The organism is Actinomadura madurae (assembly GCF_047130825.1).
In the GTDB taxonomy this organism is placed as follows: Bacteria; Actinomycetota; Actinomycetes; order Streptosporangiales; family Streptosporangiaceae; genus Spirillospora; species Spirillospora madurae.
This window is the reverse complement of sequence record NZ_CP083237.1, coordinates 7,423,605-7,435,504: the sequence shown is the minus strand read 5'-3', so window position 1 is coordinate 7,435,504 and position 11,900 is coordinate 7,423,605. Positions and strand designations below refer to the sequence as shown.

Genomic DNA, 11,900 nt, shown 5'->3' with positions numbered 1-11,900 from the left:
GTCATGTACAACAATCCCCCTATCGGCGGCGTGGCCGCCGGTTTCGGCGGTGCCGCCGCCGCCTCGCCCTGGCTCGGCCTCCAGGCCCTCTGGATCGGCCTGGCCCTCTTCACGCTGGTCTCCGCCGGCCTGGCCGTGAAGCGCATCCTCCCCGCCCGCAAGGGCTGACCCCGAAGGCCGGGGCACTACGCCCCGGCCTTCCCCGATCGGCCTCGGCTCGGACGTCCGCGTACGGTGAGGCCCTCACGTTCACGAGCGGTGTCTCGTCAGGAGGGGAGGGCAACCGAGGGAGTCGCATGACCACGCCATCCGAGCCGGCCGATCCGGGCCTGACCGCGATCATGAGCGAGCGCCGCCGGCTGATCAATCTCGCGTACCGCCTGCTCGGCTCGCTGGCGGAGGCCGAGGACGTGGTGCAGGAGACCTACGTCCGCTGGTACGCCATGTCCCGGCAGGAGCAGGACGCGATCGAGTCCCCCGGGGCGTGGCTGACCACGGTGGCCGGCCGCATCTGCCTCGACCTGCTCCGGTCGGCACGGGTTCGCCGCGAACGCTACGTGGGCGAATGGCTCCCCGAGCCGCTGCCCGAACGCACGGAATGGGCCGGCGAGCCGACCGCGGACCCGGCCGACCGGATCACCCTGGACGAGTCGATCAGCATGGCGTTCCTCGTCGTGCTCGAATCGATGACCCCGGCCGAGCGCGTCGCGTTCGTCCTGCACGACGTCTTCCGCTACCCCTTCGCCGAAGTGGCCGAGATCGTCGGCCGCACACCGGTGGCGTGCCGCCAGCTGGCGTCGTCGGCCCGCCGCCGCCTCCGCTCGACGCAGACCGCCCCGGCCCCGACAGCCCGGCAGGCGGGACTCGTCGGCGACTTCAAGCAGGCCTGGGAGGCCAAGGACATCGACGCCCTCATCGGCCTCCTCGACCCCGACGCCACCGCGGTCGCCGACGGCGGTGGCGTGGTCAACGCCCGGCTCGACCCGATCGAGGGCGCCCCGCAGATCGCCCGCACCTTCGTCGACATCGCCCGCACCGTCCCCGGCCTGAAGGTCCTTGAGCGCACGGTGAACGGCCGCCCCGGCCTGATCGCCCAGCAGGACGGCGTCACCGTCGCGGTCATGGCGTTCGATGTCGCGGGCGAACGCATCAAGCACATCTGGGCGGTACGCAACCCCGACAAGCTCCGCGCCTGGACGAGCGGCTGACCGACCGTCGCCCGGTACTGTCGCCGCATGAAGTTGCTGTCGGTCAACGTGGGCAGGCCGCGGCCGAACCCGTGGATGGCCGCTGCCCTGACAGGTATCGACAAGCGGCCCGTGGACGGCCCGGTCACGGTCACCGATCCAGGCCCCCGAGGCACCGGCGCGGTCGGCCTCGCCGGCGACCGCGTCCACAACACCAAGCACCACGGCGGAGCCGACCAGGCCGTCTACGCCTATGCCCGCGAAGACCTCGACCTGTGGGAACCGAGTTGGGCGTGCCGCTGCACAACGGCGTCTTCGGAGAGAACCTCACCACGGCGGGTTTGGACGTCAACGCGTCCCTTATCGGCGACCGCTGGCGCGTGGGCCGGGAGGTGATTCTGGAGGTCTCCGGCTTCCGCATCCCGTGCGGGACGTTCCAGGGCTGGCTGCGGCAGACCGGCTGGATCAAGAAGTTCACGCAGGCAGGCAAGCCGGGGGCCTATCTCCGCGTCATCGCGGAAGGCCGGATCAGCGCGGACGACCCGGTCGAGATCATCCACCGTCCCGACCACGAGGTAACGGTCTCCCTGGCCTTCCGAGCCATGACAAGGGAACCCGACCTGCTGCCGCACCTGCTCGCCGCCGAAGCGCTACCCCCGGACATCAAGGAGATGGTCCGCAAACGCCTCTCCTGATCCGGCGCTGGCCAACCCGGTGAAGTGAACCGACAATCATTTTGTCGCACCGATCTCACCGCGGGGAGACGCCGTGAACCCGGAAGCCGCTTACGTTCGTCGATGGACCTGGTGGAACGTACTCCAGCATTTGATGGGGACGTTCATCCTCCTTGTCGTTCTGGCGGTAGTGGTGTGGATCGTCGGTTTCCTGCTTCTGGCCCCGTTCGGTTTGCTCGGCACTCCGAGTTGGAGGTCACTGCGGGAGGGGCTGGGGACACTGCTCACCGGCGCACTCGCCACCCTGATGACCGTGTATGCGGCCACCATCTGGAAACGGAAACGCGCCTTCCCTGACGGGGTGGTGCTGGTCCTGGACGAGCCAGGCATCCGCATCGGATCCAGCGGGCAGAGTCGCCTCCCCTGGCACTGTGTGGACCGCGTCACCTACGCCAACACGGGACCAATCCTGGTCATCAGCCTTCACCCCGACGAGGACCGCCCACCCGGAGTGACCTCCGATCGCATCACCCTCGAATGGCCCTGGCACATGAGCGACACCGCGTGGCAAGAGGTCGAGGCCGCGACAAGAACGTTCTCCCCGGACACCAAGACGGAGACGCTCGGTCTCTCCACATCCACATCACGACCTGCCCGCGAAGCGAACCCCTCCTAACCCGCACCACGCTGCGGCACCATTGACCCCGGCCAGATCCGGATGTGCGGGGAGTGCGGAGCCATGACCGACGATGACGGCACGATCGTCAATGCCGCCGAACTGCTCGTGACGGCGCTCCGGCACCTGGACGACCACGACACCCGGCGGCCGATCGCCGAGATCCCCACCCTCGACGAAGCGGCCTCGCGGCCATTCCGGCCCTTCCCGGCCCTCGCGATCGCCATGGCGTCTCACGTGCTCTCCGCCTGGGAGGTGAGAGCCTTCCAGGTCGAGCGCGGTGACCACGGCGACCGGATCCGCTATTTCACCGCCGTCGGCGACGATTCTCTGCGTCCGTTCCGCGCGTGCACGGTGTTCGTCCCCGACCTCGGGACGCAACGTGTCCTCGAAATGTGCGGGCACGCGTTCTGCCCGAACATCGCGCCCGCCGGCCCTGGAAGCCGCTGCCCGGATCATCTCCTGGACCCCGCGTCGAACGGGCCGTTCCATTGGTTCCGGCTGGCAGGAGAGGCCGCCATGTCCGCGGAGCGCCGGCGCGGCGCCCGTCCCGAAACCGAGAACTTCGCCGTGGCCGCAATACGGCTGGGGCTTCCCCTTCCGGAAATCTGCCGGGCAGTCTCTGCCGACATCTGGACCGTGCAGGCCCTGGCGGACGGGCCCGTGCCGCTTCCGGACGATGTCGATGACTCCGACAACCCCGATAACTGGCCCTTCGTCCTCACGCCGGACCGGGACATCACCGCCGCCGACACCCGCCGGATCTACGCCTTCAACGACAGGGGCTACGTTCCGGCCGACCTGGCTTCGGAGACGGTGCTCGCCCGCAGGGGCGAGTTCTACACCTACTTCCACGCCTATGAAGGGGGTCCGCTCATCGTCTGTGGTGAGCACCGGCGCCTTTTCCGATTGGAATGGTGGCAGGTCCAAGACCACCTCCCACAACACCGCCTGGCCCGACGCGCCGAGGAACGCGGACAACAGATGTACGAACCCCTGGACTCCTGGGAGGACTACGTCTGAGCGGCCCATCGCTACCATCGGTCGATCATGCGGCGACTATCGACTTCACGGGGATTGCGACTGCTGGGCGGGGCGGGCATCGCCGCGGCGGGCGGACTGCTGGCGCTCAGGTGGGGGCAGAGAAGCCTGGTCGTGGTCACCGTGCACGGGACCAGCATGATGCCCACATTGCGAGACGGCGACCGCGTGCTCGTCCGGCGGCGTCCGCTGCCGCACGTCCGGCGCGGCGACATCGTCGTGCTCGAACCTCCCCTTGACGGTCGCTATCTTCCCGGCCCCGCGGGACCCGACGGACGGACCTGGAACGTCAAGCGAGTCGCCGCCCTCCCCGGCGACGACCTACCGTCCGGCGTCCCCGGAACCTCGGGGGACACGGTGCCGCCGGGGGCGCTCGCGGTCCTCGGCGACAATCCCGACAGCATCGACTCCCGCCACCGGGGCCTGTTCTCCGGCGACCGGCTACTGGGCGTCGTGGTCCGCCGCCTGAACGTCACAGCGCGGCCGAGTCAACGGCCGGACGGGGGGCAGATACCGACAAGATCACCGGGATCTTGATCGCAGAGTGCACAAGCCGGTACCGCCCGGCGACGGCCCCCTTGCCGTAAATGATCAACGTCATTAGCTTCGGCACCGGCGAGCGTGATCATCTAGGCGCGACGCGCCGCCGCTCGGAAACGCCGCAGCCGGAACGCTCCGGCTCGACCTGAGGAGATCCTCGTGATCCGTGCACTCAACCGCCTGGGCGACCGGATGCTCGGCCGCGTCCTGCCGAACACGACCGCCCGCGCCGAGCCCTGCTGGTGGACCGACACCGGCATCCGCTGCTGCATCTACGCCGGCAAGACCTACTGCGGCATCTGACGTCCGCTTTGCAGTACGTCACGCTGACCGCCCGCTGCGCCCTCGGTCTGGTTTTCCTGGTCGCGGTCCTCGGCAAGGTCCGCGACCGGGACGCCTTCCGGGAGTTCCGGCGGTCGGTGCCCGGCCTCGCCCCCGGCCTGCCTCCCACGGCGACGTCCGTCGCCGTGGTGGCCGCGGAATCGGCCGCCGTCGTACTGCTGGCCGTACCGCGGACGGCACCGGCCGGCCTCGCGCTGGCCGGCGCCGTCCTGCTCGCGTTCGCCACGGGAATCCACCGCGCCCTTCGCGAGGGCAGGCACGCCACCTGCCGCTGCTTCGGCACGCGCCCGTCCCCTGCCGGGCGCGTGCACCTCGCGCGCAACCTCGCCTTGACCGCGCTCGCCTTCGGCGGCCTGGCCGCGCACCTCGCGGCGCCCGGCCCGGTGCATCCGGCCGGCGCCGCCGTCGCGGTGGCGGGCGCGGGCGTGCTCACCCTGGTGTTCATCTTCTTCGACGACTTGGCCGACCTGCTGATCGCGCCGTCCGCACGCCCTCCGCGATGACGCGTCCGGCACCAGCATGAGGGAGCACCGTTGCCCTATCTCGTCGCGGGCGTCGTCCTCGTCGGCGTCCTCTGCGCGATCGACCTGATCCTGACCCTGGCGGTCGTCCGCCGCCTGCGCGAGCACGCGGCCCTGCTTGAGGGCGGGCGGGCCCAGGTTCCGTTCACGGCCCCCGGCACCACATTGCCCGAGTTCAGCGCGTCCAGCCTCCACGGCACGGTCGTGACCCGCGCCTTCTTCACCGAGCCGACGATCGTCGGCCTGTTCTCCACCACCTGCGCCGCGTGCCGGGAACGGCTGCCCGAGTTCACCGACCGGATCCAAGGCCTGGACGCCCGGCGCGTCCTCGCGGTGATCGAGGGCGAGCAAGACGAGGCCGAACCCTTCACCACCGCGCTCGCACCGGTCGCCACCGTGATCGTCGAGCCGGCGAGAGGGCCCGTGAACACGGCGTTCGGCCACCCGGCGTCCCCCAGTTTCTACGTCGTCGGGGACGGTGCCGTGGTGACGTCCTCGGCGCTCTCGCCCGCCGGCCTGCCGGTGCCGGCCCGCGCGTGAGACGACCGGGGGCGCGCACCGCGGTCGTCGCCGCGCTGGCATGGCGCGCCCACCGGACCGCCACGACCGCGTCCGTGGTCCTCGCCGTGCTCACCGGGCTGGCCCCCGTCGCGACCGCGTGGCTGACGAAACTCGTCCTGGACGCGCTCGCCGGGAGCGGAGACCGCGACGTCCTGCCGGGCCTCGCCGGCGGGCTCGCCGCCTGCGGCCTGTGCGTCATCGCCCTGCCGCACGCGTCCACCTACGCCCAGGCCCAGCTGCGCCGCGCGGTGCGCGCCCTGGTCGTCGACCGCCTGTTCGGCGCGGTCAACGCCCACGCGGGCCTGCGCCGTCTTGAGGACCCGGCCTTCCAGGACACGCTGCGGCTGGCGCACGAATCCAGCCAGACCGCACCGGACCGGCTGATCCTGGGAACGCTGGCCATCGGCCAGGCGGCCATCACCATGTCCGGATTCGTCGGCACCCTCCTGGTCATCAACCCGCTGCTGGTCCTGGTGATCTTCCTGGCGGCGCTGCCGTCCGTCTGGATCCAGCTCGGCCTGAGCCGCGAACGCGCCCGCACAATGTGGAGCATCAGCCCTGGGAAGCGACGCGAAGTCTTCTACGGAGAGCTACTGACAAGACCCGAAGCCGCCAAGGAAGTGCGCCTGTTCGGCCTCGGCGGCTACTTCCGCTCCCGGATGCTCGACGAGGTCCGCTCGACCAGCGAAGCCGAACGGCGGATCGACCTCAAGACACTACGCAGCCAGGGCTTGCTCGCCCTGGTCGGCAGCGCCGTCGCAGGCGGCGGCCTGGTGTGGGCAGTGCTGGCGGCCGCATCCGGGGCCCTAACCGCAGGAGACGTAACGGTGTTCATCGCGGCCGTCGCCGGAGTCCAAGCCGCCCTGACATCGATCGTCGACCGGTGGGCGGACGCACACAACGCCCTGCTCCTGTTCGGTCACTTCCACCATCGTGGACGCCGAACCCGACCCGCCTCCGAACCCCCGCCCTCGTCCCGTCCCACCCTTGCGCCATGGCATCGAGCTGCGGGACGTGTGGTTCCGCTACAGCGAAGCGCACCCCTGGATCCTGCGCGGCGTCGACCTGCACATCCCGTTCGGCCAAAGTGTCGCCCTCGTCGGCGCGAACGGCGCGGGCAAGAGCACGCTGGTCAAACTCCTCTGCCGCCTCTACGACCCGGACAAGGGCGCCGTCCTCTGGGACGGCGTGGACCTGCGCGACCTGGACCCCGCCGAACTCCGCGAACGCATCGGCGCGGTCTTCCAGGACTTCATGGAGTACGACCTGACCGCGTCTGACAACATCCTGCTGGGCGACCTGGAGAGCACCAACGAACAAATCGCGGCCGCCGCCGAGCGCGCCGGCGTCCACGAGACCCTAAAGGCACTGCCGCGCGGCTACGACACGATGCTCAGCAAGATCTTCCCCAGCGACGGAACCGGCGTCACCCTGTCAGGCGGCCAGTGGCAGCGCCTAGCCCTGGCCCGCGCATTCCTGCGCCAAGACCGCGACCTCCTCCTACTGGACGAGCCGAGCTCCGGCCTGGACGCGGACGCCGAACACGCCGTCCACGCATCCCTACGCCGCCACCGCCACGGCCGCACCAGCGTCCTGATCTCCCACCGCCTGGGCGCGATACGCGACGCCGACCTCATCGCCGTGCTCTCCGAAGGCAAGATCGTCGAACGCGGCCCCCACGACACCCTCATGGACCTGAACGGCGAATACGCCCGCCTCTTCACCCTCCAATCCAGCGCCTACACCACGCCCTGATCTCACGACTGGCAGACTTCAGGTGTGACAAAAGGCGTCTACATCAACGTGACCGGATACGGCCTTCGCATCAAACCGAAATGGCCCTTCGCGTTCATCCACCCGGCAGACGTGGGCGGCGACGGGACGGCACTGGGTGTAATTCGATGCGGCGAGGACGGCCAACCACACGTGACAGCCGGCCCCGACCGTCCGACCTGGCGAATCGAAACCCAGCTGTACTCGGTCACGTGGCCCAACGGATTCACCCTGGAGTGCGCCGGAGAGAACGACCCGTTCGCCCCGTTCCTACTGTGGGGCCCGGACAAGTCACTGATCTGGGTCCAGGGACCAATCCGCCGAACCCGCCTAACAGCCCCCTCAGACCTCGTAGGCCCAGGCCAACAAGTCGTCGACCAACAAGCGAACTCCATCGAACTCGCCTACACCGAAGAAGGAGCCCCCTGGCGCCAAAGCCACCACATCCTCGACCTCGACCAGGACCGTCTAGTCATCGTCACCTCCCAAGCCCCCACCCCCCACGCCGAGCCGACCCTAAAAGCCGGCAAGCAACTAGCCCACTCCTTTCGCACCAACGAGTGAACCGCCGTCACACGTCGTCAGGCCCGAAAGGCGGAAGATAGATCTCATCACGGCGGGTCACACGCAGACCGGGATGCCAGGCGACAGACAGGTCCACCTCCCCCTCGGCGTACAGCACGACCTCATTCAGGTGTTCCAGAGCCGGCAACCGCCCAAAATCGCCGTGTGCCAAGGTCAGGGACTCCAACCCCACAATGTCCTGAAGCCTGGACATGGAATCGACGTCCACAACCGACAGGATGAGGTGCCGGACAGGAGTCCCGCTAAGTTGCCCGAGGTCAATGTTGGAGGCAGGCCCCGCCAGCTGAAGCAACTCCCACGAGCGCCCCGCGAGCGGCCCCAAATCCATGCCGTTGTCCTCCCACAACAGGGCTTCCGTGACCGAGGGCAACCACCGGACGGGCTCGAACGACCCCACCCAGAAGAAGTCCGTCGTGAGGCGGTGACGGCGCAAGATGGGGTCGAGTGCCGGAGGCTCCGGGATATCGGAGCCACAAAGCACCTGCCGCCACACCGAAGTGAGTCCGTCCCAGAACTCCCCCCAGCTGATCTCCTCACCCCCGGCAACCAACCTCCTACCTTCGTCCACCACGATCCCCCAACCACTAAGTAGGAGCCCTCCGAGACAGCCGGTTCACGCCCGAGCAAGGATCGGACACCGCCCAACTCGGCAAAGTGAATCGACGATTACGGCCACCAGCATGCCGCTGATCCCGATTACAACCGGCAAGCCCATCCGGGCAGGCTGCCCGTCGGCGCGCAGACGTCAGAGGTGCAGGCAGCAGACCGTGATCAGAAGCCGCCGTCAGGTGATCATTTCTTGTCGATCAGTGTGTAGCCACCGTCGAGCACCGGCGCGTCGGCCGCGGGGGCCATGCACTTGCGCAGGGGACCGTCCCCGGGGCCGGGGCCTCCGCTCAGCCCGATCCGGCTGGGTCCCGCGCCTTTGCCGGCGACGTAGAAACTGACGCCCATGCGCTCGTGCTTCTTCAGCATTTCCTCCCATGGCCCACCGGGAGTGGTTCTGGTGAGCGTGCCGGTCACGGTCGCGGTGGGGCCGCCGGTGGTCAGGCAGTCGACGATGAGGTCCCCCCAGTTGGTGAACCACGTCCCGTCGGGCATCTTGAACCGGTGGGAGATCCGGAAGGTGCCCCACGACCGGGTGGGCTTGGACGCACCGCTGGGATCGAACGCGGCGTGCGCATTGACCGTGACGTGGATGTCGTTGTCGGGTGCCGGGAAGTACATCCTGGCCCGTCCCTCCAGGTGGGAGGTCTTGACGCCGACCGAGGCCTGGCTCGCCGGGGCTGGGGCGTCGGCCGCCGCCCAGGAGCCCATGGAGATCGACACCGTCAGAGCCGCAGCGAAGCCGGCGGCGACGGCCATACGTGCGCCGGATACGCGACGAGTCCAGTTGATCATATGTGCGCTCCGATCGAGCGGGGGGTGACTCTCGACGCCCCCAGCCTGGGATCGACGCTCCGGCACCGGGTCCCCCACCCGGGCGATCAGGCTCCCCCTTTCGGGTGAAATGCACCCGGCCGGGGAACCTGACCCCGATGACCCGCGTGGGCAGGCATCTGCTCCGGGGTTGCGGCAGGAGGTCATGTGCCGCCACCTGACGGGGTGCTCTGGTGGGGGGTGTGGTCGGGGCCGACCTGCCAGTCTCCACCGGAGTTGAAGCCGTTGTGTCCGGTCGCGGACGGTTAGCCGCCCGACCGTCTGAGGAGATGTTCGGGCGTTAGGACATCCGGGTGAAGGTCGTCGGCAGGCTCCATCTCCCCCTGTAGGGCGGTCCAGCGCGGCGGCGGAGGTCCCGCAGGAGGAAGCCGGGTGGCCATTTAGTCTTTCGTGACCAGGTGAAGCCGTCGAAGAATATGGGGTCTCGACAATCCATCCCCGACAGATCGATGTCCGACACGTCGATCTTGATGCCCCCCAGAACGATCGATGTCTTCTGCGCGCTTTCAACAGCGGAACGCTGTACGTGAGGAAGTTTCTCGCGTGCGCGGACTAGGGATGGATCCCCGTGAAATTGCTTCGCGAGGTCGGTCGCCTGCGATAGACCTGACTGGTTTCGGTGTTCTGCACCAGCGGTTTCCTCGTTCAAATAATGAAGGGTTTGCTGAGCATGCCCAGCGGCTCGCTCCAGGTACCAGCCGCCCTCCCCTCGCTGCAGGTACCAGCCGCCGTTTCGCAGGATGCGCAGGTTGGGCGAGGGCATGCGATTGAACGCGTCGACGAGCGTTCTCGCACGCTCGATGAGCAGTTCATCCGCGGGCTGCGAAGACTCTCGAAGGTCTACGTACAGGGACTGGGCAAGGCCGCGAACCTCGACGAGGGCGATGGCCAGATCCCGCACGCGCTCCGGCTCCGCATAAATACCCATAGACACACCTTAATAGGTCGTAACAGAATCAGCGGACGAGGCGTCGCCAGCAGATGATGGCCGCGGCCAGGATCATGAACGCTTCGTGGGCGTCGTCGCGGATCTCCCAGCGGATACGCGGGCGGCGGAACCAGGGCAGCAGGCTGATGGTGCGCCCGACGACACAGCGGTGGACGCCCAGTCCCGAGCCATGCGGGCTACCGCGGCGTACGATGACCGGTTTGCCGCCCTTGCTCCATGCCATGCGGCGGTATTCGTCATGGTCGTAGTACTGGCTCCATGTCGGAGGAGTCGCGTTCAGGAAGTGCGCCGCAGCGTGGTTGGCATGCATGGACGCAAGGGCCGCGACGACGTCGGGGTTTTGAGCGACGAAGGCCCCGAAATCTCCCATGGATGCGCAGCCTGGGTCGACCTATGATCCTGGCCGCTCTCCCCTTGTTGGGGACAAGGGTGAGTTGGGCCGCCGTGCCGGTTGGATCATTTAGTTGAGCTGGAACGGCGTCTTGATGTCCGTCTTTCGGAGTCGTATCGCGACTTCGTTCCGCAGATCGGTGACTGGACTCCGCGGTCGGCCCATCGGATAGATCGACGAAGCGGCCACAGACCGTGGCCCGGACCGGCTCCACCTCGCGCCTCGGCGTTCTCAACAGAGCCCCTCGTGGCCGCCGGCGAATCGTGGATTGAGACCACCGTGACAGGGCGAAACGGACCAGGTTCCTGCTCCTCGCCGCCGGCCCGTGAGCTTGACGCCAAGCGCTGGATCGCCACGCGACCAGGCCAAAGGATCTCCAGAACTTCAGCATGGCCACCCGGAGAAGGCCCGTAAACGATCAGAGACAGCCGGACACGACGAGAACAGCCCCTGACCGGGTCATGCCTGGTCAGGGGCTGTTTCAGCTGGGGTGGCGGGTCCAGGATTCGAACCTGGGTAGGCTAAGCCGACGGATTTACAGTCCGCTCCCATTGGCCACTCGGGCAACCCGCCGTGGTGTCGCAGGAAAGCTTAGCGGACGGTGGGCGTGGGTGTGACATCGAGGGCGGGCGCGCGGGGCGTGGGCTTGATCGTCGGGAGTCGATACGCTCTCTGGATCGTGAAGGTGCTGTTGAGGGGATGAGTGTGCGATGGCCGACAGCTCTTTTGACATCGTGTCGAAGCTCGACCGGCAGGAGGTCGACAACGCGCTGAACCAGGCCGCCAAGGAGGTGGCCAACCGGTTCGACTTCCGGAACGTGGACGCGGGGATCAAGTGGTCCGGGGAGTCGATCGAGATCCAGGCGAACACCGAGGAGCGGGCGAACGCCGTGCTGGACGTGCTGAAGGACAAGCTCGTCAAGCGGGGTATCTCGTTGAAGGCGATCGACGCGGGTGAGCCGAAGCTGTCCGGGAAGGTGCACAAACTGAGCGTGGGCCTCAAGGAGGGCATCGCCCAGGACGACGCCAAGAAGATCGGGAAGATCATCCGGGAGGAGGGGCCGAAGGGGATCAAGGCCCAGATCCAGGGGGACGAGCTGCGGGTCAGCTCGAAGAAGAAGGACGACCTTCAGCAGGTCATCTCGCTGCTGAAGGGCAAGGACCTCGATGTGGCCCTCCAGTTCGTGAACTACCGGTAGCCGCAGTAGGGAGCGCGCCGA

16 protein-coding genes and 1 tRNA gene are annotated in these 11,900 nt (G+C 68.1%); 12 read left to right on the top strand and 5 right to left on the bottom strand.

Features of this window, described 5'->3' with window-relative positions:
• Nucleotides 1-3 precede the first annotated feature (3 nt).
• The 11 genes from K8Z49_RS34235 (at nucleotide 4) to K8Z49_RS34185 (ending at nucleotide 7,879) form a co-directional block, all read left to right on the top strand.
• Nucleotides 4-168, top strand: a complete 165-nt coding sequence (locus K8Z49_RS34235) for a hypothetical protein (RefSeq protein ID WP_021595562.1) — start codon at nucleotides 4-6, stop codon at nucleotides 166-168.
• A gap of 128 nt (nucleotides 169-296) precedes the next feature.
• Nucleotides 297-1,208, top strand: a complete 912-nt coding sequence (sigJ, locus tag K8Z49_RS34230; protein ID WP_021595561.1) for an RNA polymerase sigma factor SigJ — start codon at nucleotides 297-299, stop codon at nucleotides 1,206-1,208.
• Nucleotides 1,209-1,462: 254 nt separating this feature from the next.
• The gene (locus K8Z49_RS34225) at nucleotides 1,463-1,882 is read left to right on the top strand and encodes an MOSC domain-containing protein (protein ID WP_412516139.1); all 420 of its coding nucleotides are present in this window, start codon (nucleotides 1,463-1,465) and stop codon (nucleotides 1,880-1,882) included.
• Between the two features lie 73 nt (nucleotides 1,883-1,955).
• On the top strand, nucleotides 1,956-2,537 hold the full coding sequence (locus tag K8Z49_RS34220; protein ID WP_143118391.1) for a hypothetical protein: 582 nt from the start codon (nucleotides 1,956-1,958) through the stop codon (nucleotides 2,535-2,537).
• 63 nt (nucleotides 2,538-2,600) lie between these two features.
• Entirely contained in the window at nucleotides 2,601-3,560 is a 960-nt protein-coding gene (locus K8Z49_RS34215) for a hypothetical protein (RefSeq protein ID WP_412516138.1), read from the top strand.
• A gap of 27 nt (nucleotides 3,561-3,587) precedes the next feature.
• Nucleotides 3,588-4,115: a S26 family signal peptidase gene (locus K8Z49_RS34210; RefSeq protein WP_412516137.1), complete on the top strand. Its 528-nt coding sequence runs from the start codon at nucleotides 3,588-3,590 to the stop codon at nucleotides 4,113-4,115.
• 162 nt (nucleotides 4,116-4,277) lie between these two features.
• Complete coding sequence (locus tag K8Z49_RS34205; protein ID WP_021595556.1) at nucleotides 4,278-4,421, top strand: hypothetical protein; 144 nt, start codon at nucleotides 4,278-4,280, stop codon at nucleotides 4,419-4,421.
• Nucleotides 4,422-4,429: 8 nt separating this feature from the next.
• Nucleotides 4,430-4,963, top strand: coding sequence for a MauE/DoxX family redox-associated membrane protein (locus K8Z49_RS34200; RefSeq protein WP_412516136.1), 534 nt, complete (start codon nucleotides 4,430-4,432; stop codon nucleotides 4,961-4,963).
• Between the two features lie 30 nt (nucleotides 4,964-4,993).
• A complete protein-coding gene (locus tag K8Z49_RS34195; RefSeq protein WP_412516135.1) occupies nucleotides 4,994-5,521 on the top strand; it encodes a TlpA family protein disulfide reductase in 528 nt (175 codons plus the stop codon).
• Between the two features lie 1,008 nt (nucleotides 5,522-6,529).
• Entirely contained in the window at nucleotides 6,530-7,297 is a 768-nt protein-coding gene (locus K8Z49_RS34190; protein WP_412516134.1) for an ABC transporter ATP-binding protein, read from the top strand.
• A gap of 24 nt (nucleotides 7,298-7,321) precedes the next feature.
• Entirely contained in the window at nucleotides 7,322-7,879 is a 558-nt protein-coding gene (locus K8Z49_RS34185; RefSeq protein WP_412516133.1) for a hypothetical protein, read from the top strand.
• A gap of 7 nt (nucleotides 7,880-7,886) precedes the next feature.
• Here K8Z49_RS34185 and K8Z49_RS34180 read toward each other — a convergent pair whose 3' ends face one another.
• The 5 genes from K8Z49_RS34180 to K8Z49_RS34160 all read right to left on the bottom strand — a co-directional run bounded on the left by K8Z49_RS34180 (nucleotide 7,887) and on the right by K8Z49_RS34160 (nucleotide 11,253).
• The gene (locus tag K8Z49_RS34180) at nucleotides 7,887-8,468 is read right to left on the bottom strand and encodes a hypothetical protein (protein WP_021595551.1); all 582 of its coding nucleotides are present in this window, start codon (nucleotides 8,466-8,468) and stop codon (nucleotides 7,887-7,889) included.
• A 224-nt stretch (nucleotides 8,469-8,692) separates the two neighbouring features.
• Nucleotides 8,693-9,265 carry a hypothetical protein gene (locus tag K8Z49_RS34175; protein ID WP_075021001.1) on the bottom strand — a complete coding sequence of 191 codons (573 nt, stop codon included), beginning with the start codon at nucleotides 9,263-9,265 and terminating at the stop codon, nucleotides 8,693-8,695.
• Nucleotides 9,266-9,620: 355 nt separating this feature from the next.
• Nucleotides 9,621-10,268, bottom strand: coding sequence for a hypothetical protein (locus K8Z49_RS34170; protein ID WP_412516132.1), 648 nt, complete (start codon nucleotides 10,266-10,268; stop codon nucleotides 9,621-9,623).
• 28 nt (nucleotides 10,269-10,296) lie between these two features.
• Nucleotides 10,297-10,659, bottom strand: coding sequence for a hypothetical protein (locus tag K8Z49_RS34165; RefSeq protein WP_412516131.1), 363 nt, complete (start codon nucleotides 10,657-10,659; stop codon nucleotides 10,297-10,299).
• A 512-nt stretch (nucleotides 10,660-11,171) separates the two neighbouring features.
• Nucleotides 11,172-11,253: transfer RNA gene (locus tag K8Z49_RS34160), tRNA-Tyr, on the bottom strand.
• 137 nt (nucleotides 11,254-11,390) lie between these two features.
• Between K8Z49_RS34160 and K8Z49_RS34155 the strand changes: the two genes are divergently transcribed.
• A complete protein-coding gene (locus K8Z49_RS34155) occupies nucleotides 11,391-11,879 on the top strand; it encodes a YajQ family cyclic di-GMP-binding protein (protein WP_021595547.1) in 489 nt (162 codons plus the stop codon).
• Nucleotides 11,880-11,900 lie beyond the last annotated feature (21 nt).

Bases quoted from the DNA above. Each gene is read 5' to 3' on its own strand.
- K8Z49_RS34235 (WP_021595562.1), top strand. From the start codon at position 4: ATGTACAACAATCCCCCTATCGGCGGCGTGGCCGCCGGTTTCGGCGGT.
- sigJ (WP_021595561.1), top strand. From the start codon at position 297: ATGACCACGCCATCCGAGCCGGCCGATCCGGGCCTGACCGCGATCATG.
- K8Z49_RS34215 (WP_412516138.1), top strand. From the start codon at position 2,601: ATGACCGACGATGACGGCACGATCGTCAATGCCGCCGAACTGCTCGTG.
- K8Z49_RS34210 (WP_412516137.1), top strand. From the start codon at position 3,588: ATGCGGCGACTATCGACTTCACGGGGATTGCGACTGCTGGGCGGGGCG.
- K8Z49_RS34175 (WP_075021001.1), bottom strand. From the start codon at position 9,265: ATGGCCGTCGCCGCCGGCTTCGCTGCGGCTCTGACGGTGTCGATCTCC.
- K8Z49_RS34170 (WP_412516132.1), bottom strand. From the start codon at position 10,268: ATGGGTATTTATGCGGAGCCGGAGCGCGTGCGGGATCTGGCCATCGCC.
- K8Z49_RS34165 (WP_412516131.1), bottom strand. From the start codon at position 10,659: ATGGGAGATTTCGGGGCCTTCGTCGCTCAAAACCCCGACGTCGTCGCG.
- K8Z49_RS34155 (WP_021595547.1), top strand. From the start codon at position 11,391: ATGGCCGACAGCTCTTTTGACATCGTGTCGAAGCTCGACCGGCAGGAG.